This window comes from Mycolicibacterium lacusdiani, assembly GCF_021916785.1.
In the GTDB taxonomy this organism is placed as follows: domain Bacteria; phylum Actinomycetota; class Actinomycetes; order Mycobacteriales; family Mycobacteriaceae; genus Mycobacterium; species Mycobacterium lacusdiani.
This window is the reverse complement of record NZ_JAKCFC010000007.1, coordinates 132156-154534: the sequence shown is the minus strand read 5'-3', so window position 1 is coordinate 154534 and position 22379 is coordinate 132156. Positions and strand designations below refer to the sequence as shown.

At 68.0% G+C, this 22379-nt stretch carries 19 protein-coding genes; 15 read left to right on the top strand and 4 right to left on the bottom strand.

All coding sequences use genetic code 11. The features are described from left to right. Positions 1–21 precede the first annotated feature (21 nt). From LOK44_RS20680 to LOK44_RS20655, 6 genes are all read left to right on the top strand, one after another. Entirely contained in the window at positions 22–852 is an 831-nt protein-coding gene (locus LOK44_RS20680) for a DUF5718 family protein (protein ID WP_237571964.1), read from the top strand. A gap of 190 nt (positions 853–1042) precedes the next feature. Continuing rightward, on the top strand, positions 1043–2023 hold the full coding sequence (locus LOK44_RS20675) for an MOSC domain-containing protein (RefSeq protein WP_237571963.1): 981 nt from the start codon (positions 1043–1045) through the stop codon (positions 2021–2023). Positions 2024–2045: 22 nt separating this feature from the next. After that, on the top strand, positions 2046–2954 hold the full coding sequence (locus tag LOK44_RS20670; protein ID WP_237571962.1) for a LysR family transcriptional regulator: 909 nt from the start codon (positions 2046–2048) through the stop codon (positions 2952–2954). A gap of 147 nt (positions 2955–3101) precedes the next feature. After that, the gene (locus LOK44_RS20665; protein WP_237571961.1) at positions 3102–4436 is read left to right on the top strand and encodes an MFS transporter; all 1335 of its coding nucleotides are present in this window, start codon (positions 3102–3104) and stop codon (positions 4434–4436) included. Positions 4437–4461: 25 nt separating this feature from the next. Continuing rightward, the gene (locus LOK44_RS20660; protein ID WP_237571960.1) at positions 4462–5739 is read left to right on the top strand and encodes a M20 family metallo-hydrolase; all 1278 of its coding nucleotides are present in this window, start codon (positions 4462–4464) and stop codon (positions 5737–5739) included. Further along, the gene (locus LOK44_RS20655; RefSeq protein ID WP_237571959.1) at positions 5739–7193 is read left to right on the top strand and encodes an amidase; all 1455 of its coding nucleotides are present in this window, start codon (positions 5739–5741) and stop codon (positions 7191–7193) included. Before LOK44_RS20660 ends, LOK44_RS20655 begins: the two co-directional genes overlap by 1 nt. Here LOK44_RS20655 and LOK44_RS20650 read toward each other — a convergent pair. Further along, positions 7190–7516: a hypothetical protein gene (locus tag LOK44_RS20650; RefSeq protein ID WP_237571958.1), complete on the bottom strand. Its 327-nt coding sequence runs from the start codon at positions 7514–7516 to the stop codon at positions 7190–7192. The two genes, LOK44_RS20655 and LOK44_RS20650, sit on opposite strands and share 4 nt — an antisense overlap. Beyond that, positions 7513–9075: a Rieske 2Fe-2S domain-containing protein gene (locus tag LOK44_RS20645; protein ID WP_237571957.1), complete on the bottom strand. Its 1563-nt coding sequence runs from the start codon at positions 9073–9075 to the stop codon at positions 7513–7515. Before LOK44_RS20645 ends, LOK44_RS20650 begins: the two co-directional genes overlap by 4 nt. Positions 9076–9252: 177 nt before the next feature. Here LOK44_RS20645 and LOK44_RS20640 point away from each other — a divergent pair, with 177 nt between their 5' ends. Genes LOK44_RS20640 through LOK44_RS20630 form a run of 3 tightly spaced genes read left to right on the top strand, consistent with a single transcriptional unit; the run spans position 9253 to position 11585 of the window. Next, on the top strand, positions 9253–10026 hold the full coding sequence (locus tag LOK44_RS20640) for a lysophospholipid acyltransferase family protein (protein ID WP_237571956.1): 774 nt from the start codon (positions 9253–9255) through the stop codon (positions 10024–10026). Then, complete coding sequence (locus LOK44_RS20635; RefSeq protein ID WP_237571955.1) at positions 10026–10772, top strand: lysophospholipid acyltransferase family protein; 747 nt, start codon at positions 10026–10028, stop codon at positions 10770–10772. The genes LOK44_RS20640 and LOK44_RS20635 overlap by 1 nt, the downstream gene beginning before the upstream one ends. Beyond that, entirely contained in the window at positions 10773–11585 is an 813-nt protein-coding gene (locus LOK44_RS20630) for an HAD family hydrolase (protein ID WP_237571954.1), read from the top strand. Here LOK44_RS20630 and LOK44_RS20625 read toward each other — a convergent pair. Together LOK44_RS20625 and LOK44_RS20620 are read right to left on the bottom strand one after the other, a co-directional pair. Beyond that, positions 11582–13204, bottom strand: coding sequence for an N-acetylmuramoyl-L-alanine amidase (locus LOK44_RS20625; protein WP_237571953.1), 1623 nt, complete (start codon positions 13202–13204; stop codon positions 11582–11584). The two genes, LOK44_RS20630 and LOK44_RS20625, sit on opposite strands and share 4 nt — an antisense overlap. Positions 13205–13338: 134 nt before the next feature. Next, positions 13339–14292, bottom strand: coding sequence for a hypothetical protein (locus tag LOK44_RS20620; RefSeq protein ID WP_237571952.1), 954 nt, complete (start codon positions 14290–14292; stop codon positions 13339–13341). 274 nt (positions 14293–14566) lie between these two features. Between LOK44_RS20620 and glf the strand changes: the two genes are divergently transcribed. From glf to LOK44_RS20590, 6 genes are all read left to right on the top strand, one after another. Next, entirely contained in the window at positions 14567–15829 is a 1263-nt protein-coding gene (gene glf, locus LOK44_RS20615) for a UDP-galactopyranose mutase (RefSeq protein WP_237571951.1), read from the top strand. Continuing rightward, the gene (locus LOK44_RS20610; RefSeq protein ID WP_237571950.1) at positions 15826–17760 is read left to right on the top strand and encodes a glycosyltransferase; all 1935 of its coding nucleotides are present in this window, start codon (positions 15826–15828) and stop codon (positions 17758–17760) included. The genes glf and LOK44_RS20610 overlap by 4 nt, the downstream gene beginning before the upstream one ends. A 28-nt stretch (positions 17761–17788) precedes the next feature. Continuing rightward, complete coding sequence (locus LOK44_RS20605; protein ID WP_237571949.1) at positions 17789–18346, top strand: phosphatase PAP2 family protein; 558 nt, start codon at positions 17789–17791, stop codon at positions 18344–18346. Continuing rightward, the gene (locus tag LOK44_RS20600) at positions 18343–19260 is read left to right on the top strand and encodes a decaprenyl-phosphate phosphoribosyltransferase (RefSeq protein WP_163920819.1); all 918 of its coding nucleotides are present in this window, start codon (positions 18343–18345) and stop codon (positions 19258–19260) included. The genes LOK44_RS20605 and LOK44_RS20600 overlap by 4 nt, the downstream gene beginning before the upstream one ends. Next, on the top strand, positions 19238–21253 hold the full coding sequence (gene aftB, locus LOK44_RS20595; RefSeq protein WP_308192774.1) for a terminal beta-(1->2)-arabinofuranosyltransferase: 2016 nt from the start codon (positions 19238–19240) through the stop codon (positions 21251–21253). Before LOK44_RS20600 ends, aftB begins: the two co-directional genes overlap by 23 nt. Positions 21254–21375: 122 nt before the next feature. Beyond that, positions 21376–22236: an alpha/beta hydrolase-fold protein gene (locus LOK44_RS20590; protein WP_372481287.1), complete on the top strand. Its 861-nt coding sequence runs from the start codon at positions 21376–21378 to the stop codon at positions 22234–22236. Positions 22237–22379 lie beyond the last annotated feature (143 nt).

Sequence of the window (22379 nt, the reverse complement as noted above, 5' to 3'; positions counted from 1 at the left end):
GAGCGAGCGTGCGAGCGAATCATGAGTAAGACGGAACTGAGGACGTTCGAACTCGACGAGGCCGAACTGCGGACGTGGTTCGGCTTCGGCGTCGCAGGCAACTTCGCCGGGCACCTCGAGCAGGCGGGCGAGGCTGCGGACTTCGTCAACGTCACGAGTGAGGGCGCGGCGCCAAAGGGCATCTTCCCTTGGTACGCACCGGGAGTCGACGGCTTCCTTGGCGAGTTCCCGCTGTCGCACGACGCCGTGGCGCTGCCTAAGAGCGCTACCCCGCTGAACCTGCAGATCGAACCCGAGGTCGGCTTGGCGTGCCACGTGGTGTGGGACGGCGACACCGTGGTCACGCTGCAGCCGTTCGCGCTCGGCGCGTTCAACGACTGCTCGATCCGGCGGCCGAACGCGCTGAAGATCAGCCACAAGAAGAACTGGGGTCCCGCATCCAAGGGTGTGGCACGGCAGTTCTTCGACGTCGGTGACCTGACCCCGGACGGTCCCACGTCGACCCTGCGGCTGCTGTGCCACCTGCGCACCGCGGACGGTCAGGAGCAAGAGTACGGCGTCGACAGCCCGCTGCTCGGCTACTCGTACTACGGCGAGGTGCTGCTCGACTGGATCACCGAGCGGCTGGCCAACCAGAAGGGTTCAGCGGACACCCCGCTCGAGGACGTCGGTGCGTTGATGGTCGCGAGCGGCCGACCGTCGAAGGTCCTCATCGGGATCGGCGCAACGCGCTACACCGAACTCGGCGAGTCGACCTATCTGCAGCCGGGCGACGAGGCCATCGTGCGCGTCTACGACACCGCCAGTGACGCCTACTCCGAACTCCGTCAGACGGTGTCGGCAGCGCGCTGACCTTCCACCCGCGAGCGTGCGTGTCTGCGGGCGACACGCCGGTCGTGAACCTGACTTCACGCACGCTCGCCGATCGCGTCCTCATCGGCGAACTGCCCGGACGGCGACCATCTCGCGCGTACGATGAGCCCACTGATCAGCGCCGGAGCAGCGACGACTCTCGGCGGAACGGGGGTCCTTGGTGTCCAGCGTGACCGTTAGCCAGCTGTGGCGTTTCCCGGTGAAGTCGATGGGCGGCAACCAGGTCGACGAACTGCGCATCGACCGCCGCGGGGTGCACGCCGACCGGCTGTGGGCCGTGCGCGACGTCGAGAAGGGCGTCACCGCGTCGGCGCGCAGGGTTCCCGCGCTGCTGGGCTGCTCCGCGCGGTACGTCACCGAACCCGATGCCGACGCCGGACCGGGCAATGCGCCGAAGGTGGTCATCACGTTCCCCGACGGCCGCGAGTTGACTGGCGACGATCCCGCCGTGCACGACGCCCTGTCTGGATTGGTTGGCCGCGAGATGCACCTGACGGCATTGCCGCCGCACGACGACACCAGCCAGCACCGGATGTCGATGAACGACTCGCTGGCCAACTTCTCGCCTGCCGTGGTTCGGCAGGACTTCGGCCTCGGAGACGCCGAGGAGCTTCCCGATACGTCGGTCTTCTCGACGCGCCAGATCATCACGCTGGCAAGGTATTCCACTCCGCCGGGCACGTTCGTCGACCTCAGCCCGGTGCACGTGCTGAGTACCGCCAGCCTGCGTGACCTGGCCGCCGGTGGCGCGCCCTACGACGTGCGCCGGTTCCGGCCGAACGTGTTGGTCGACGTGGACCCACCCAAACGCGAGTTCCCCGAATCCGCGTGGGTGGGTGGCGACGTGACGGTCGGCAAAGCGGTTCTGCGCGTTACGAATCCGACGATCCGCTGCGTGGTGCCGACGCGTCCACAGCCGGACCTCGACCTGGACCGCGCGCTCACCCGCCAACTGGCCGAGCGCACCAACCGGTTCCTCGGCATCTATGCCGACGTGACGACGCCGGGTGTCGTGCGAGTGGGCGACACCGTGTCCGTGCGAGTTGCGTCACCACCCAATGCGGCGCAGCGTGCGGCAAGCGCGGCCACCAAGGCCGCGACGAAGGGCGTTCAGCGGTTGCTCGAGAAGACGCTGCTGCGGGAGAGCTGAACCAAGCGCGCCGGGTCGGATCATGGCGAAGTCGTTCACACTGGTGCAGCTGAGGTACTTCACTGCCGTTGCTCGTCTGGAGAACATGCGTGCGGCCTCCTTCGAACTGAACGTCACGCAGTCGACCCTGTCGGCGGCCATCGGCCAGCTCGAGCGCGAGTTGGGCGTCCAACTGTTCCACCGTCGCTCGAATCGCGGTCTGCGACTGACGGTTGCGGGCCGCCGCCTACTCGTCGGCGCGCGGACGGTCCTCGAGGACGCAGACCAACTCCACCACTCGGTGCGGGCTGAGGGGGAGGAACTCGCGGGCGACCTGGTGGCCGGCATCTTCTCGCCACTGGCTCCGTTCCTGGCGCCGAGCATCCTCACCGCCTTCAAGGAGCGGCATCCCGAGGTGAAGCTGAGCTTCCTCGAGGCCGACCAGGAGTCGCTCATTCGCGCGCTGGCCGAAGGCGTCTGCGAGATCGCGCTGATGTACGACCTCGGCCTCGGCACTGAGTACGAATACCAAGTGCTGCAGACGGTTCCGCCGCACCTGTTGGTGCCGGAAGGCCATCCCCGCGCCGCGACGCCGGACGAGCCCGTCTACCTCCGGGAGTTCGAGGCGGAGCCGTTCATCCTGTTGGACCTCAAGCACAGTCGCGAGTACTACCTCGACATCTTCAAGCGACTAGGGGTGCGTCCGCGCATCCGCCACTTGGTGTCGGGGTACGAGACGGTGCGGTCCTACGTCAGCATGGGGCATGGCTACTCACTGTTGAACTGGCGGCTGACGCGCGACCTCACGTATGCGGGCGGCAGGGTCGTCGCGCTGGAGCTCGCCGACGAATTGCCCCCGACCGAACTCGTCCTGGTACGCCTGCCCGAGGGGCGCCCGACCCGCAAGTCCCTGGCCTTCCAGCAGATCTGCGTCGATCTACTGGCGCAGTAGTCTCCTGAACAGGACTGATTGATTTCGTCGATCAGCATGTGCGGCTACTTTCGTTGGACTCGTTCGGGTGACGCGGGACACACTGAGATCACTTCCAGAGCCGAGCCTTCGATTACGGCTGACTCGACCGATCAGAAAAGAGCGTCCATGAACACGACGGATGGACATGCCGTTGCGGACCCGCCCGTGGCAGGGGACACCGCCAAGAAGAGCAGTGGCATGCAGAAGCGGGTCCTGGCCGGCGGCAGTATCGGTCAGTTCATCGAGTTCTACGACTTCACCCTCTACGGATTGTCTGCGGTAACGCTGTCGCACCTGTTCTTTCCCGGCGACAACGCGTTGGCAGGGTTGCTCGCCACGTTCGCCACGTTCGGGGTCGCCTTCCTGGTGCGACCGTTGGGCGGAATGTTCTTCGGAGCGCTCGGGGACCGCATCGGTCGACGCAAGGTCCTGTTCATCACCCTGATGTCCATCGGCGTCGCCACAGCTGCGATCGGACTGCTGCCGACCTACGCCACCGTCGGCGTGTTCGCGCCGATCCTGCTGGTGCTGTGTCGCCTCGTGCAGGGCTTCTCCGCAGGCGGCGAATCCGTTGGTGCTCCTGCCTTCGTCTTCGAACATGCTCCGTTGGAACGGCGCGGATTCTGGATCAACGTAACCCTGGCTGCCACCGCCTTGCCGTCGGTGATCGGTGGTTCGTTGATCCTGGTGCTCTCGTCGACCATGCCTGCGGAGGCCTTCGACTCCTACGGCTGGCGCATTCCGTTCCTGCTCGCGCTGCCGCTGGCATTCTTCGGCCTGTGGATCCGCTCCAAGACCGAGGAGTCCGAGGCGTTCAAGCAGGTCCTGGCCAAGCACGAGCACAAGGAGTACAGCCCGATCCGAGAAGCGTTCCGGGAAAACAGGACCCGGATGCTTCAGGTCATCTGCGTGATGGGGCTGACGGCCATGGGCTTCTACTTCCTGTCCGGATACTTCGTCTCCTACGTCCAGGTCACCGGCAATCTCAGCCGCGAGGCATCCCTCGGTGCGAATGCCCTTGCGATGGCGCTCTATGCCATCCTCCTGCCCGTCGGGGGCATCATCGGCGACCGGGTCGGGCGCCGGCCGATGCTCATCACCGGCGCTGCTGCGCTCGCGGTGCTGTCGATCCCATGCTTCATGTTGGTGACCAGTGGTTCACTCGCCCTCGCGATCGCCGGGCAGCTGCTGTTCGTCGTACCGATGTGCATCTACGGCGGCGGGTGTTACACCTTCTTCGTCGAGATCTTCACTACGGAAACGCGTTTCACCTCCGCAGCGATCAGCTACAACGTCGCCTACGCCGCGTTCGGCGGGTCCGCACCGTTCATCGGCACGATGCTGGTCTCGAGCACGGGTAGGGATTCTGCACCTGGCTTCTACATGGCCGCCGCCGCGCTGGTGGTGCTGCTGTTCCTGCTTCTGACCAAGATCCCCGAAACCCGCCACCGCGTCGGCTGATCGACTCCTCGAAAGGAATTCCACCATGCGCATCGCTGACTTGGACGCTTCCCGGTTCCTCGCCGACTTCCACCACGTGGCCACGTTCGGCGCCACCGCCAACGACGGCGTGGATCGCCAAGCTGCCACCCCCGAGGACAAGCTGAGCCGAGACTGGTTCGCTGCGTTCGCGGCCCACCGTGGATGGGAACTGCGGGTGGACGGTATCGGCAACATGTTCGCACTGATCGAGTTCGTACCAGGCGCCCCCTACGTACTGATCGGATCGCACCTGGATTCGCAGCCGCTCGGCGGGCGCTTCGACGGCGCCTACGGCGTGATCGCCGCGTTGCATGCCGCCGAGGAAGTGGCCACCCGAATCAGCGGTGGGAGTGCCCAACCGATGTTCAATCTCGGGGTCGTCAACTGGTTCAACGAGGAAGGCGGCCGGTTCCCGCCGTCGATCATGGGGTCGTCGGTCTTCGCCGGCTTGATGGACGAGCAGGAGATGCTGCAGGTGCGCGATCTGACGGGGGTCTCGGTGGCCGAGGCCCTGGATGCGATCGGCTACCGCGGCGACGACCAACGCCCTGCGGTCGCCGGATACGCGGAGATCCACATCGAGCAGGGGCGCATCCTGGAGCGCGAGGGCACCGATCTGGGTGCAGTCGACTATTCCTGGTACACCCAGAAACTCGACATCGAAGTGGTCGGAGAGCAGTCGCACACCGGTGCCACGGCGATGGCCGACCGTCACGATGCATTGGTCGCCGCCAGCAAGGTGGTGTTGCTGGTGCACGACGTGACGACGAAGTTCGTCGCCGAGGACGGCGCCGATGGGGACGCGATCGTGTCCTCGGTCGGTCGATTCACCGTGGAGCCGAACTCCCCGATCGTGGTGGCCCGTCGCGTGCACCTGGTTGCCGACCTACGTTCGGCCTCACCGGATGTCGTGGCAGCCGCACGGGACAGCCTGCTCGACGACATCGCTGCCGTTGCCGAAGCGCACGACATCACGATCAACGTCCGTGACTTCGACGTCCGCGACATTCAACGCTTCCCAAGAGCCGGCGTGGAACTGACCGAGAAACTGGCCGCCGACCTGGGACTGAGCGTGCGACCCATCCGCACCATGGCGGGGCACGATTCGGTCCCGATGAACCGGATCGTTCCGACGGTCATGATGTTCATTCCGTCGATCGACGGGGTGAGTCACTGCGAGCGGGAGTTCAGCACTGACGAAGACATGGCGAAGGGTCTGGCGGCACTGGCCAAGGTGGCCTGGGAGATGGTGCACGGCGCCCTCGCCGAGACGGCCGCCTGATGACGTCGACGACCGCAACCGGGCTGGCATATCTGAGCGCCGTCGAGGCACTGGCCGCATTCCGCAGACTCGAATGCTCGCCGTTGGACGTGCTCGAGGCGCAGATCTCGGAGATCGACGCCCGCAACGGTGACACGACCACGGGCATCAACGCGTTCACCGAGACCATGTTCGACACCGCGAGGTCGGCTGCGCGCCACGCCGAGAACGAATACGCACGCTGCGCGACCGACGGCGAGACACCGCCCGCCCTGCTCGGATTGACGGTCGCGACCAAGGAGAAGCACGGCATCGCCGGCCACCGCCTCGAATACGGGTTGGAGGCCAAGCGCGGACGGCTGGCCGACCGCGATCACCCGGTGGTGCAGCGGATCCGCGCTGCCGGCGGGATCATCCACGGCCGCACCACTAGCCCCGAATTCAGTTGCGCCACGGTTACTCACTCGCCGATGTGGGGAGTGACCCGCAACCCGTGGAACCCGCAGACGTCGCCCGGTGGTTCCTCGGGCGGCGCCGGTGCCGCGCTGGCGGCAGGCTTCACCACGCTGGCAACCGCGTCCGACATCGCCGGATCCACCCGGATCCCCGCCGGATTCACCGGCGTGGTCGGCTACAAGGCGCCATTCGGCCGGGTGCCCGGGCTGCCGCCACTGGCGGCGGACTGGTACCGCGGCGACGGTCCGATGGGACGCACCGTTGCCGACGTGGCCTTGCTGGCCGCGGTGATGTCGGGACGCCACCCTGTCGATCACGACTCGTGGGGACCCAATGGTCAGCCCATCGACTTCGACGGAGGTGTCGCAGGCCTGCGAATCGCGCTCTCCGTCCGACTCGGTGACTACCCCGTTGCGCCCGAGATCGTGGCGAACACCCGCGCGGTCGCGGAGGCATTGGCGGCAGCGGGCGCAGAGGTCGTCGAAGTCGACCTGCCGTGGACGACCGGGTTGATCCGCGAGACCAGCTTCGCGCACTTCGGTCACATCCTGGGTCCGGCCGTGGCGCGGGAGATCGCGGGCACCGAGGACCGTGTGTCCGCCTACTTGCGACGGATCATCGCCGACGCTGGTGCTGCCGCGCAGCGGTATTCACTCGTCGACTCGCTGGCGATGGACGCCCGGATGCGTGGCGACCTCGCGGCGGCCATGGACGGGGCTGACGTGCTGCTGTGTCCGACGTCGGCGGTGACGTCGCTGTCCGCCGACGGCGACTACCTCGATGGAATCGACACGCCTGAGCGACATCTCACCCACTACTGGGAATCCCACATGACGGTGCCGTTCAACGTCGCCAATGCCTGCCCGGTGCTGTCGGTGCCAAGCGGAATGTCCGACGAAGGGGTACCGACCGGCGTACAGGTGGTCGGTCACCCGAACGACGAAGCAATGGCGTTCCGCGTCGCGCAGGCCATCGAATCGGTTCCAGGGCTCCTGCCGGCATATCCGGGCCGGAGCTAGTCGGGCAGCAGCTCGCCGAGCACGGCCAGGAACTCCTCGGCCCGTTCGGGCGTGAACGCGGGTGCCAGCTTGGTGCCCGGCACGTCCAGCGTGACCAGCGTCGGCTTCAGCGGACGTCCGACGTCCAACGGCAGCCAGCGCCTCAGGTCCGAACTGCCCCACAGCCGGAAGCGGTTCAGCAGGCCCAGCGATTCGGACCGGTACCCGCGCACCGACGACAGCGGGATGACCTTCGACGTCCCCGACGGGAAGTGGTAGCGGCGCAACGTGATCGCGTGCCGGTCGAGCTGGATCAGCCCGTCGTCGTACTGCTGGGCGGTCATGTCCGACGGCTTCGCAACTCGTGGCCCTTCGACGTGAGGCACCGGCCGTTGGTGAGGTTCCACTGCCACCCGTGCAGGTTGCACGTCAACGTATTGCCCTCGACGACACCGAACTTCGACAGGTCCGCCTTCAGGTGCGGGCAGCGCCGCTGCATCTCCCAGCCGTCCATCGTGATCGAGGCCGTGTCGTCGTGCGCTTCGGCGAACCAGCCGTCGGCGTAGGCGATGCGCTCGTCGGTCAGGCACTTGAAGAACGTGTACAGGTACTCGTTGTAACCGCCGACCCGCCACGCCTTGAATCGCGTGGACAGGAAGATGGTGTTGACCCAGTCCGGTTCGTCGTCGCGCAGCACGGTGCGCACCAGTTCGGGTGCGATCTCGAAGCCGTAGCGGAACTTCTCGTCCGGAATCGACTCGCGCACTACCCGTTTCGGGAAGTCGAGCACTACGATCTCTTCACGGTCTCCGGAACGTAGCCGCAGCTCCACCGGGTATCCGATGCCGTCGCAGATCTGATCGGTCTGCAGCATGATCGGCTCGAACTTCGCCCGCAGCGGCTCCAGCAGCGGGTCGCCCTCGGCGGGCGCCCAGGCCGCCTTCTCCGCGGCGAGTACCGGGGCCATCCGTTGCGCGTACGCCTCGATGTAGTCGGCCTTGCCGGTGGTGAAGGTGGCTTCGGCCTCGTCGTCGGGCACCGGATGCACCAGCGAGTCGAGGCGGCTGCCGGTGAACGTCGCGGTGGTGCCCGGGATCATGAGCAGCCCGCCGTCGTGACCGTTGTTCCGCAGCTGCTCGAGGAACACGATCTGGTCCGGGAAGATGTTCGCCGGATCGCCGTGATCGTCGTTGAGGTCGCGCAGGGCCGAGTCCAGGAAGCACGGTGGCCCGGCGGACGGCACCACCCACGTCGCACCCACCTGGGCGATGTACTGGCGGCTACGGTCCATCTGGCGCTGCCGCTTCTGCGTGCCGAACGCTTCCTTGGCGCGGGCGGGCATGTCGTAGACCATCGGGTACCAGATGGCGCCCGAGTACTGCAGCATGTGGACGTCGACGTGACCGAACTCCTCGGCCACCATGTCCAGATCGACCGGACGCGCGTCGTTCATGTTGAACGCGACGGTCTCGCCGTCGGACACCACGAGGCCCGAGTCGCCGATCGGTCCATCGGCGGGTGCGCGCAGCGCGACGATCATCACGTCGAGGTCGCCCTTGGGCCCGGACACGCGGTGCTTCACGGAGTCGGTGGTCTCGAAGAAGCGGTGAAACCCCAGCTTCTCCAGTTCGCGGCGCAGGTCCGGCACCGGATAGTCGGGCAGCAGCACCACGGCGTCCTTATTGACGTGCGCCGCCAGGTTCGCCGGGTCGAAGTGGTCCTTGTGCAGGTGGCTGACGTAGAGGTAGTCCACGTCGCCGAGGCGGTCCCAGTCCAGCTCGCTGTTGTCGGGGAACGGGAACCACGATGCGAAGTACGCCGGGTTCACCCACGGGTCGCACAGGATGCTCCCAGCCTGGGTGTCGATTCGGAAGCCGGCGTGTCCGACACTCGTGACCTGCACTTATCGCCTTCCCCACGGTGTTGCGCTCGGGTCAAGTCTAGCCCGCCGACGCGGGCTCGCCGTCATCGGCGGAGTCCCACGGGCGACCCCGACCACGTCGGGCACGGTCACGGGTCCGGTGGGGAAGGTCACGCTCCGCAGGATCTCGGGTCGAGGCCACGCACTAGGCTGACTGACGTGGAACCCGTATACGGCACCGTCATCCAGGCCGCTCGCCTGGTGTGGAAGGTGCAGGGGCTGAAGTTCACGGTCACCGGAGTCGAGAACCTGCCGCCCACCGGTGGTGCGGTGATCGCGATCAACCACACCAGCTACTTCGACTTCACCTTCGCCGGATTGCCGGCGTACCTGCAGGGCCACGGCCGCAAGGTGCGCTTCATGGCCAAGCGCGAGGTGTTCGACAGCAAGGTGTCCGGTCCGATCATGCGGAGCCTGCGACACATCCCGGTGGATCGCGACAGTGGCGCCGAGTCGTTCGCGGAGGCATGTCAGCGGCTCAAGGCGGGCGACTACGTCGGCGTCTATCCCGAGGCCACGATCAGCCGCAGTTTCGAGATCAAGGACTTCAAGTCCGGGGCCGCGCGGATGGCGATCGCCGCCGACGTGCCGATCGTCCCGCACATCGTGTGGGGCGCACAGCGCATCTGGACCAAGGGGCACCCGCGCAAGATGTGGCGACCGAAGGTGCCCATCTTCGTGACCGTCGGCGAACCGATTCAGCCGACGCTTCCCGCCGCGGAGCTGACGGCGCTGCTGCACACCCGCATGCAGCATCTGCTCGAGCGCACGCAGGACGCGTACGGCCCGCACCCGGCGAACGAATTCTGGGTGCCGCACCGTCTGGGTGGGGCGGCGCCGACGCTCGCCGAGGCGAACCAGCTCGACGCCGACGAGGCCGCAGAGAAGGCGGCCCGCCGGGCGCAGCGGCCGGAGGAGCCGGGACAGGTCTGATGGAACCGGTCTTCCGCAGTCTGGAGATCGCGGCCCGAACCGTCGTGCGGGCCACCGGCACTCGGATCGACTATCAGGGGCTGGACAACATCCCCGCCACCGGTGGCGCCGTGATCGCGATCAACCACACCAGCTACGTCGACTTCCTGCCCGCGGCGCTCGCCGCGATGCACCGCGGTCGACGCATGCGGTTCATGATCAAGTCCGAGATGCAGAAGATCAAACCGGTCGACTACCTGATCAGGCATTCCGGAGCGATTCCCGTCGACCGCGCCGCGGGCGGCAGCGCCTACTCCGCGGCCGTCGACCAGCTCCGTGCCGGAGAGATCATCGGCATGTACCCCGAGGCCACCATCAGCCGGAGCTTCGAACTGAAGGAGTTCAAGACCGGCGCCGCGCGGATGGCCATCGATGCTCGGGTTCCGATCGTCCCGCTCATCGTGTGGGGGGCGCAGCGGATCTGGACCAAGGACCACCCGAAGCACCTGGGCCGCAACAGAATTCCAATCACTGTCGCAGTCGAGAGGCCGATGGTCGTGGCGGAGCCCGTCGATCGTGTGATGGTCGATCTGCGCGCCGAGATGACTGACATCCTGCACCGCGTGCAGGAGGAGTACCCGCATCCCGCGGGCGCTTACTGGGTGCCGCACAGGCTCGGCGGCACCGCACCCACGCCCCACGAGGCCAGAGTGCGCGAGGAGGCCGAACGGGCCGAGCGCGCACGCAGGCAGACGGAGAACGGCTGAATGCTGCCCGCCATGATCGCGACCGACGTCGACGGCACCCTGCTCGACGCGGACGAGAACGTCACCCCCCGAACCCGTGCCGCGGTGCACGCGGCCGTCGACTCCGGCATCGCGTTCATCCTCGCGACCGGGCGGCCGCCGCGCTGGATCTCGCCGGTGGTCGACGCGCTCGGGATTGCGCCGATGGCCGTGTGCGCCAACGGCGCAGTGGTGTACGACGCCGCAACCGACCGCATCGTGTCGGCCCGCACGCTGACCGCCGACCAACTCGGTGAGCTGGCGGAGATCGCCGCCCGGGTCATCCCGGGGGCCGGGCTCGCGGTCGAGCGGGTGGGGCGCAGCGCGCACGACGCCGCGACCCCGCAGTTCGTCAGCTCGCCCGGCTACGAGCATGCGTGGCTCAACCCGGACAACACCGAGGTGTCGCTCGTGGACCTGTTGAGCGCGCCTGCGGTGAAGTTGTTGATCCGCAAGGCGGGTGGTCGCAGCTCGGACATGCTGGCCGCGCTCGCCCCGCACGTCGGGCTGCTGGGCGATCTCACGTATTCGACCAACAACGGTCTGATCGAGGTGGTGCCGATCGGCATCAGCAAGGCGACGGGTATTGCCGAGGTGGCCGAGCCACTCGGCATCACCGCCCAGGACGTCGTGACCTTCGGGGACATGCCCAACGACGTGCCGATGCTGCGGTGGGCCGGGCTCGGTGTGGCAATGGGCAATGCGCACCCGGAGGCTATCGAGGCCGCCGACGAGGTGACGGCGCCGAACACCGACGACGGCCTGGCGCGCGTGCTCGAGCGGTGGTGGCTTTAGCGGGAGAGCCCGATCGGCGTGAACCGCTCGAGCTGCACGGGCGTGCCTGGGTGCTCCGGTTTGGGCAGTTCGATCGGCACGCCGTCGATCACGCGCGTGACGGTGCCCTTCTCCCGGTCGAAGTTCAGCGTGCCGTGCTGGAAGTTCTGCACGATCCACAGGGGTTCCTGGATCTCGCCGCTGGTCGGCAATCCTAGCGCCCCGCGCTCGAATCCGAGTCCGGCCCAGGCCTCGTAGATCGCTCCGGTCACCGGCTCCGCACCGCTGTCGGGCGACCAGTACATGGCGCCGTTGGCGAAGTTGACGTACCGCGAGCTGCCCGCGCCGGACGCCTCGGGTGACTGCGGTGATCCGAGCGCGCTGGCGTCGCCGCCGATCGAGGACCACTTGGCGAAGATCGCGCCGCCGCGCAGCGTGTCGGCGAGCGTTCGGGGTCCCGGGGGAGCGCTGAACCGCGCGGCGGTGTCGCGCAATAGGTCCATCTCGGCGTAGGCGGCGTTGCCTGGGCACTCGGTGTTGCCGACGTCGCGATGGCTGAAGATCGTGGGCAGCGTCGGTGCGGCGCCTCGGGGGAAGTTCGTGAAGTTGCCGCCCTCGGACGCCAGTACGACTGTGCCCTTGGGGTCGACGTGATCGAGACCGAGCCGCCAGCCGAGCAGCCGGCCCGTCGTGCGTAGCTGGATGGGGGTCGGCGGGACGGTCCCGAAGTCGCCCATCATCGCGACGCCCCAGGTGTTTTCGTTGAACCCGCCCGTGTGTGCGCCCTGCACCGGCCGGTCGATTCCTCCGGCGCGGCCCTCGAACACCTGGCCGTACTTGTCGACCAGTGCGTTGTAGGCCATGTCGCACCAGCCGAGCGTGCGTGTGTGGTACTCGTAGATCGACCTGACGATGCCCGCCGAATCCTCCGGGCGGTAGTCGTTGCTACCGGCCGTGTGGTGCACGACCCCGGCGCGAACCCCGTTGTCGTACCGCGTGCTTCCGCACTTGAGGCTTTCGTCGGCGCCCCACAGTCCGCGGTCGATGATGGCGGGGGCCTGGCCGGGCGCGGCTGCGGCGGCGGGCAATTGCACGTCGACGGGGGCTTCCGGCGGGCTGATCAGGATGGCGTTGAAGTTGGGTACCGTCGGCGCCTCGACGTTGGCGGGGACGTAGCCCAGCCCGGCCTTGCCTCGGCCCTCGGTGCGGGTGCCGGTTGGGCTGGCCCCGACCGGACGGGTGACGGCGATCTGTACGTGCGTGGTCTCTCCGACGAATACGGGTTCGGTGCCGTGCGTGTTCGACGATCCGTCACCCTCGCCCTCGAGGGGGTCGGCCTCGTACCAGGGGCCCCAGGAGCCGTCGGCCTTCTGCGCCCGGACCCGGGCGGAGGTTCCGGCGAGGTCGGTCGCGGTCAGCGCGACCATGGAGAAGGGGGTTTCCTGGTGGACGTCGCGGACGGTCTCGCCGCCGCCGACGCCGACGAGGGGCTTCTCCACTAGCAGGAGTGGATCGACGGCCTGGGTCCGCGGCTGATCGGGTGATCCGTCGAGTGAGCCGTCGACGGCCCACGGCAACACGATGATCGTGGCTAGCACCGCTGAAAACAGCAGCGACGGCACAGACCCGAGACTCGGCACGGCCCGATGTTACGTATGAGTCGGGTGTTACCAGTGTTTCGACACACTAAACACGTCGGGCAAATCGCGGGCCGTCGCCACGCAACGGCACCGCAGAGCATCGAGTGCTTCTGCGGTGCCGTTTCGTGCAGGGACTAGGGGGTGGGTGCGGCCGCCGCGGCGGCGGGCGCTGCGGCCATTGCCGCCGGGCCTGCCTTCTGGACGGCTGACATGATCGCGGGCATCACCATGCCCTTGAGCAGGTCGATGGCCTGGCCGGCGCCGAGCGTCTCCGCGGCACTCGACAGGTCGCCGAGCAACCCTCCGCTGGCCGGGGCCGCTGCGGGCAGGCCGAGCGACGGGTCGCCGAGGATCGGGTAGGTGCCGCCCAGGGGATCGAGCCCGATCGGATCGGCGATCGGGATCTCACCCGGCAGGCCCAGTCCCGTGCTGCTCGACGCCGGGGTCAGCCCCGGCGTGCTCAGTCCGGGCGTGGTGAGGCCTGGAGTCGTCAGACCGGGAGTGCTGAGCCCTGGCGTGGTCAGCCCCGGCGTGGTCAGGCCCGGCGTCGTGAGCCCCGGTGTGGTCAGCGAGGGGCTGGTCAGGCCGGCGTCGGTCAGCGACGGCGTGGTCGCCGTCGCCCCCGGCACGGTCAGGCCCGGCGCCGTCAGGCCCGGAGTGGTGGCGGTCGCAGGCGTCAGTCCGGGAGCGGTCAATCCAGGGGTGGTCAGGCCGCTCGGCGGTGTCAGCCCCGGTGCGGTGAGCCCCGGTGTCGTGAGTCCCGGAGCGGTCAGGCCCGGAGAGGTCAGACCCGGTGTTCCGAGTCCGGGTGCCGTCAGCGCCGACGGTGCGGCGCCCGATCCGGTCAGCAGGCCCGTGGGCAGCGGCGGCAGGTTGACGCCGAACTGCGAGAGGCCCTGCGACAGCGCGGACATCAGCTCGTTGGGTAGGTCGGTGACCAGCGCGGCCTGGACGAACTCACGCTGTTGGGGCTGGGCGTCCTGGGTGGCCACATCGGACATGGCGGCCACTGCAACAGGACCCGTGACGGCCAGGGCGGCGACTGCGCTCATGGCCGTCGATAGCTTGCGTCGACGTCGGTTTGGCACTGAAGTCTCCATTCGATGTAATGCCGCTACATCAAGTACGTGTGTTAGGTCTTCGGTCTGCCGGCGGCGGCTGAACTCGGGTTCGAATACGCCAATACCGACGAGGTCGATGGTACGTACGTGACAGGTGAGACTGGAGTGACGATGCGCAATCGTGAGCTAATCGCGACCTGCCGTGAGGTCTCCCAGCGTGCCGAGCAGCACCGTCGCACGGCTCACCCGGCACGCAGCCGAATGCGGGTCGCGACGGCCTCGTCGGATACCCTTGCTGCCGATGACCTTGCCTAATACCCCGGTCGCTTCGCTCCAGCCCTCCGGAGCGCCTGATACCCCGGTCGCGTCTGGCCCGTTCGACCTCTTCATCGTCGGCTCCGGATTCTTCGGCCTGACGATCGCCGAGCGCGTGGCGACGCAACTGAACAAGCGCGTCCTCGTCGTCGAGAAGCGGCCCCACATCGGCGGCAACGCCTACTCCGAACCCGAACCCACCACGGGTATAGAGGTGCACCGCTACGGCGCCCACCTCTTTCACACGTCCAACCAGCGGGTGTGGGACTACGTGCGGCAGTTCACCGACTTCACCGGCTACCAGCACCGCGTCTTCGCGATGCACGCCGGGCAGGCCTACCAGTTCCCGATGGGCCTCGGTCTGGTGTCGCAGTTCTTCGGCAGGTACTTCACGCCCGAGGAGGCCAGGGCGCTGATCGCCGAGCAGGCCGCCGAGATCAAGACCGAGGACGCACAGAACCTCGAGGAGAAGGCGATCTCCCTGATCGGCCGTCCCCTCTACGAGGCCTTCGTCAAGGACTACACGGCCAAGCAGTGGCAGACCGATCCCAAGGAACTGCCGGCCGCCAACATCGCCCGGCTGCCGGTCCGCTACACATTCGACAACCGCTACTTCAACGACACCTACGAGGGTCTGCCGGTCCACGGTTACACCGCGTGGCTGGAGAACATGGCCGCCGACGACCGCATCGAGGTCCGGCTGGACACCGACTGGTTCGACGTGCGCGACGACTTGCGGGCACAGAGCCCCGACGCGCCGGTCGTCTACACCGGACCGCTCGACCGCTACTTCGACTACGCCGACGGCAGGCTCGGCTGGCGCACGCTCGACTTCGAACTCGAGGTGCTCGACACCGGCGACTTCCAGGGCACGCCCGTCATGAACTACAACGACGCCGAGGTGCCTTACACCCGCATCCACGAGTTCCGGCACTTCCACCCGGAACGGGCCTACCCGACGGACAAGACCGTCATCATGCGTGAGTTCTCGCGCTTCGCCGAGAACGACGACGAGCCCTACTATCCGATCAACACCGAGGCCGACCGGCAGACCCTCGCGGACTACCGGGCCCGCGCCAAGGCCGAGACCGCCTCGGCCAAGGTGCTGTTCGGTGGACGGCTCGGCACTTATCAGTACCTGGACATGCACATGGCGATCGCCAGTGCCCTGAATACGTACGACAACACCCTGGCGCCGCACCTGCGAGACGGTGCGCCCCTGACGCGAGACGAAAGCGACCGAGCATGAGTGACATTCCGTCCGGAGCGCTCGACGCCGGCCAGACCAGAGCGGTCAGCCTGCTGTCGCGCGTGATCCTGCCGCGCCCGGGCGAGCCGCTCGACGTGCGCAAGCTCTACATCGAGGAGTCCACCACCAACTCCCGACGCGCGCACGCACCGAGCAGGACCACCCTGGAGATCGGCGCCGAGAGCGAGGTGTCGTTCGCCACCTACTTCAACGCGTTCCCCGCGAGCTACTGGCGGCGCTGGTCGGTACTCGACTCGGTGGTGCTGCGCGTGGAGATCACCGGCAGCGCACGGGTCGACGTCTATCGGTCCAAGGCCACGGGTGCTCGGATCACCGTCAGCGGCGACGAGGTGTCGAGCAAGGACGCGTCGACCACCGCGGTGGCGGAGTTCGAGATCGGCCTCGACCCGTTCGAGGACGGTGGCTGGATCTGGTTCGACATCACGACCGACTCCAAGGTGACGGTGCACAGCGCGGGCTGGTACGCCCCGACGCCGGCGCCGGGCCGGGCCAACATCGCGGTCGGCATCCCCACCTTCAACCGCCCTTCCGACTGCGTCAACGCGCTCGCCGCACTCACGTCCGACCCGCTGGTCGACGAGGTCGTCGGTGCGGTCATCGTCTCCGATCAGGGCAACAAGAAGGCACGCGACCACGCCGACTTCGCCGCTGCCGCAGCACCTCTGGGCAACCGGCTGTCGATCCACGACCAGCCCAACCTCGGCGGTTCCGGCGGCTACAGCCGGGTCATGTACGAGGCGCTGAAGAACACCGACTGCGAACAGATCCTGTTCATGGACGACGACATCCGCATCGAGCCGGACTCGATCCTGCGGGCGTTGGCGCTCAACAGGTTCGCCAAGACGCCGACGCTGATCGGCGGTCAGATGCTGAACCTGCAGGAGCCTTCGCACCTGCACGTGATGGGCGAGGTCGTCGACCGCTCCGACTTCATGTGGACCAACGCCCCGTACACCGAGTACGACCACGACTTCGCCAAGTACCCACTGGCGGACGACAATCCGCGGAGCACGATCCTGCACCGCCGCATCGATGCCGAGTTCAACGGCTGGTGGATGTGCATGATTCCACGCGCCGTTGCCGAGGAACTCGGGCAGCCGCTTCCGCTGTTCATCAAGTGGGACGACTGCGAGTACGGTCTGCGCGCCGCCGAGCACGGCTACGGCACGGTGACCATGCCGGGCACGGCCATCTGGCACATGGCCTGGAGCGACAAGGACGACGCGATCGACTGGCAGGCGTACTTCCACCTGCGCAACCGACTGGTCGTCTCGGCGATGCACTGGGACGGCGACACCAAGGGCCTGCTCCGCAGTTCGCTGAAGGCGACCGTCAAGCACCTCCTGTGCCTCGAGTACTCGACCGTGGCCATCCAGAACAAGGCCATCGCCGACTTCCTCGCCGGGCCCGAGCACATCTTCTCGATCCTGGAGAGCGCGCTGCCGGAGGTGCGCGCGATGCGCGCCGAGTTCCCCGATGCCGTCGTGCTGCCGGGTGCCACCTCGCTGCCCACCCCGTCGGGCCGGCGCAAGGTGCACAAGCCGCCGGTGTCGTTGCCCGCCATTGGCATTCGCCTCGCGCGCGGCGTGCTTCACCAGCTGCGCAGGGAGGATCCGGCCCACCATCAGCGGCCGCAGCTCAACGTGGCCACCCAGGACGCGCGCTGGTTCCTGCTGTGCCGGGTCGACGGCGTCACGGTCACCACGGCCGACGGGCGCGGCGTCGTGTACCGCCAGCGCGACCGGGCGCAGATGTTCGACCTGCTGCGCACGTCGCTGCGCCAGCACCTGACGCTGGCCCGCAAGTTCAAGCGCATGCGCCGCGTGTACCGCGAGGCCATGCCGGTGCTCACCAGCAAGCAAAAGTGGGAGACCGTCCTGCTGCCGACCGCCGAAGTTTCCTCCCGATGAGCGCTTGCGCGAAGAGCAGACCTGCCCGATGAATCTCGACACCTACCAGGCGCCGCGCGGCGAGGACGCGGTGCTGGTCGCCGTGCAGCACGGCATCGCCGGGCGAGCGGGCGTTCTGCCCGGCGCGCGGGCGCTGTCGCACTTCGGTGAGCACAGCGCAGGCTGGGTCGGGGTCGCGCTGCTCGGCGCCCTGGTCGTGCCGCGCCGCCGCCGGGAGTGGTTGACCGCAGGAGCAGGAGCGTTCGCCGCGCACGCGGCCGCCGTCGTCATCAAGCGGATCGTTCGGCGCAAGCGTCCGCACCATCCGGACATCGCGGTCAACGTCGGCACGCCCAGCAAGCTGAGCTTCCCGTCCGCGCACGCCACCTCCACCGCCGCGGCCGCACTGCTGCTGGCCCGCGCCACGGGGTCGCGGATCCCGCTGCTGGTGGTGCCGCCGATGGCCTTGTCGCGCCTGGTGCTCGGCGTGCACTATCCGACCGACGTGCTGACCGGGGTCGTGGTCGGTGCCGCGGTCGCCAAGACCGTCGGCGTCGTCGCGGACCGCGTCGAGGAAGCCATGGCGTCGAAGGAGACGACTGCGTGAGCGAGGAAGCCCAAGAAGTCGCAGGCCCGCCCAAGAGCCTCGCCAGCGGACTGGTCAAGGCGGTACGCCCGCGGCAGTGGGTGAAGAACCTGCTGGTGCTGGCTGCGCCGTTGGCCGCGCTCGGCGTCGAGGCCGATCTCGACTACCCCGAGGTGCTGCGCAACGTCGGCATCGCGTTCGTCGCGTTCTGCCTCGCGGCGTCGTCGATCTACCTGATCAACGATGCCCGCGACGTCGAGGCCGACCGCCAGCACCCCACCAAGCGCTTCCGGCCCATCGCCGCGGGCGTCGTGCCGGTGACCATGGCCTACTCGCTGGCCGTGGTGCTGGCGCTGGCCTCCTTGGGCGTGTCGTTCCTGTCCACGCCGAACCTGGCGATCGTGATGGCGATCTACATCGCGATCCAGCTGGCGTACTGCTTCGGTCTCAAGCACCAGGCCGTCCTCGACATCTGCATCGTGTCGTCGGGGTTCTTGATCCGCGCCATCGCCGGTGGCGTCGCGGCGGGCATCCCGCTGTCGCAGTGGTTCCTGTTGATGATGGCGTTCGGCTCGCTGTTCATGGCGGCGGGCAAGCGGTACGCCGAGTTGCAGCTGGCCGAGCGCACCGGCGCCAGGATCCGAAAGTCGTTGGAGCGCTACACCAGCACGTACCTGCGCTTCGTGTGGACGCTGTCGGCCACCGCGGTGGTCGTCTGCTACGGGCTGTGGGCCTTCTACCGCGACGGACCCGCTGGCGGGTCATGGTTCGCGGTCTCGATGATCCCGTTCACCATCGCGATCCTGCGCTACGCGGTCGACGTCGACGGCGGCCTGGCAGGCGAGCCGGAGGAGATCGCGTTCGGCGACCGCGTCTTGCAGTTGCTCGCCGTGGCTTGGATCGGAACCATCGGTGCGGCAGTCATCTTCAGTTGACGGGCGCCTAGCCGGCGTCGCGGACAGACTGACGCGGGGAGCGGCCTTTCCCTACGGCCCCGGTGTGCGGTTCAGCCTGTGGCTCGGCGTGATCGTCGTGGCCGCGTTGTTCGCCTGGGGCGGGTGGCAGCGCCGGTGGATCGCCGACGACGGCCTGATCGTCCTGCGCACCGTGCGGAACCTGTTGGCGGGCAACGGCCCGGTGTTCAACGCAGGCGAGCGGGTCGAGGCCAACACCTCGACGGTGTGGAGCTACCTGGTCACGCTGTTCGCGTGGGTCGGCGGCTCGGTGCAGCTGGAGTACGTCGCGCTCGCGCTCGCGCTGACGCTGAGCGTGCTCGGCGTCGTGTTCGCGATGCTCGGCACCGGGCGGCTCTACGCGCCGGGGCTGCGCGGTCGGCGCGCACTGCTCCTGCCGGCCGGGGTGCTGGTGTACATCGCCATCCCGCCCGCGCGCGACTTCGCCACGTCCGGCCTCGAGAACGGTTTGGTGCTGGCCTATCTCGGGCTGCTGTGGTGGATGATGGTGTGCTGGTCGCAGGGCTGGCGGTCACAGCCCGAGCGGGGTCGGCCCCACGTCAGCACCATCGGGAGGCCGTTCGAGCTGGCACTGGCGTTCGTCGCCGGGCTCAGCGTGCTGGTGCGTCCGGAGCTGGCGCTGATCGGCGGCGTGGCGCTGGTGATGATGCTGGTGGCCGCACCCAACTGGCGACGCCGCATGCTGATCGTCGGCGCCGGCGGCCTGGTTCCGGTCGGCTACCAGGTGTTCCGGATGGGCTACTACGGGCTGCTGGTCCCGAACACCGCGATCGCGAAGGACGCGACGGGCGCCAAGTGGGGTCAGGGCCTGACCTACCTCGGCAACTTCAATCAGCCCTATCTGCTGTTCATTCCGCTCATGTTGCTCGCTGCGGTCGGGCTGGTGATGTTCGCGACGAGGACGATGCCGTGGTGGACCACCCACCAGCCGCCCCAGGGCGTGAGCCGGCTCGCCCGCACGGTGCAGAGCCCGCCCGCGGTCGTCGTCTTCATGCTCGTCAGCGGCGTGCTGCAGGCCGTCTACTGGGTGCGCCAGGGCGGTGACTTCATGCACGGCAGGGTGCTCCTCACCCCGCTGTTCTGCCTCCTCATCCCGATCGCGGTGGTCCCGGTGGTGCTGCCCGACGGCACCCGGTTCACCCGGGTGGGTGGCTACCTGCTCGCCGGGTCCACCACCGCGATGTGGCTGGCCGTCGTCGGATGGTCGCTGTGGGCGGCCAACTCGTCGGGCATGGGCTCAGACGCCACCCGCGTCACGGCAACCGGGATCGTCGACGAACGTCGTTTCTACGCCCAGGCCACCGGCCACGCGCACCCGCTGACCGCGTCCGACTATCTCGACTACCCGCGCATGAGGGCCGTGCTGAAGGCGATCGAGAACACTCCCGACGGGGCGCTGTGGCTGCCGTCGGGCAACTACGACCAGTGGGACGTGGTGCCTGCCATTCCGCCGCCGCCCCCGCCGCCGGGGGAGCCGCCGCTGCGGGACTACCGCGGCCCGCAGTGGGTGTACTTCACCAACCTGGGCATGGTCGGGATGAACGTCGGCCTCGACGTCCGCGTCATCGACCAGATCGGGCTGGCCAACCCACTGGCCGCGCACACCGCGCGCATCGAGGACGGCCGGATCGGGCACGACAAGAACCTCTACCCCGACTGGGTGGTGGCCGAGGGGCCGTTCCTCAAGGAGCGCCCCTTCATCCCGTCCTACCTCGACGAGGACTGGATCATCCAAGCCGAGGCGGCGCTGAAGTGCCCGGAGACCGAGGCGATGCTGACGTCGGTGCGCGCCCCGATGGGGCCTCGCCGATTCCTGTCGAACATCGCGAACTCCTTCGAGTTCAACTCCTACCGGATCGACCGCGTGCCGCTGTACGAGCTGGCACGCTGCGGGCTGCCGGTGCCGCCGCTGAAGGCGCCGCCGTACACCGGCCTACCGGCAACGGGACCGTGATCCGGCGCCAGCCCCTGCCGTGATGTGATTCACTACAACCCGGGTCAGCGGGGTGTGGCAAAGCACAGCAGACGAACGAAGACGAGGTTGGCATGAGGGTCGTTTCTGTCCTGTTCCGCGCGATGTGCGCCATGACTCTGACGGCGGGCCTCTGGATGGCCGGCCCGCAGGTCGCCAGGGCCGAGGGCGTCGAGATGCTGATGGTGCCCTCGGGCGCGATGGGCCGCGACATTCCCGTGGCGTTCCAGGGCGGCGGTCCGCACGCGGTGGTCCTGCTCGACGCGTTCAACGCCGCGCCCGACGTCAGCAACTGGGTCACCGCGGGCAACGCGATGAACACCCTGGCGGGCAAGGGCATCTCCGTGGTCGCGCCGGCAGGCGGCGCCTGGAGCATGTACACCAACTGGGAGCAGGACGGCAGCAGGCAGTGGGAGACCTTCCTGGCCGACGAGCTGCCGAACTGGCTGGCAGCCAACAAGGGTCTCGCACCCAACGGCCACGGTGTGGTGGGTGCCGCCCAGGGCGGTTACGGCGCGGTGGCGCTGGCGACGTTCCACCCCGACCGGTACCGGTACGCGGGTTCCCTGTCGGGCTTCCTCTCGCCGGAGCGCACCGGCTACGACGGCGCGATCACCGACGGGCTGGCCCGCTTCGGCGGCGTCGACATCCGCAACATGTGGGGCCTGCCGCAGCTCGGCCGGTGGAAGTGGCACTCGCCGAACGTGCACTCACAACTGTTGGCCAACAACAACACTCGGCTGTGGATCTTCAGCCCGGCGACGCAGGAGTGCAGTGACCCGGCCGCGATGATCGGCCACTGCAGCCTGGCCCAGGGCAGCAACCGGTTCTTCTACCAGAGCTACCGCACCAACGGTGGTCACAACGCCCACTTCGACTTCCCGCCCGACGGTCAGCACGACTGGGGCACCTGGGCACCGCAGCTCGCCGCGATGTCGGGCGAACTGGTCGCCACCATCCGGTAGTACCGGCGCCGGCAAACGGCTCGGCGGGGGCCGGTCGGGTAGCCGGTACCTTGGAATCCGTGCCTCCCTCGGTAGGCCCGATCACGGGTCCGGCTAAGCGACGATGCCGTTCTCGGCGTCGTCCACGGTCGCGTGCTGCGCTC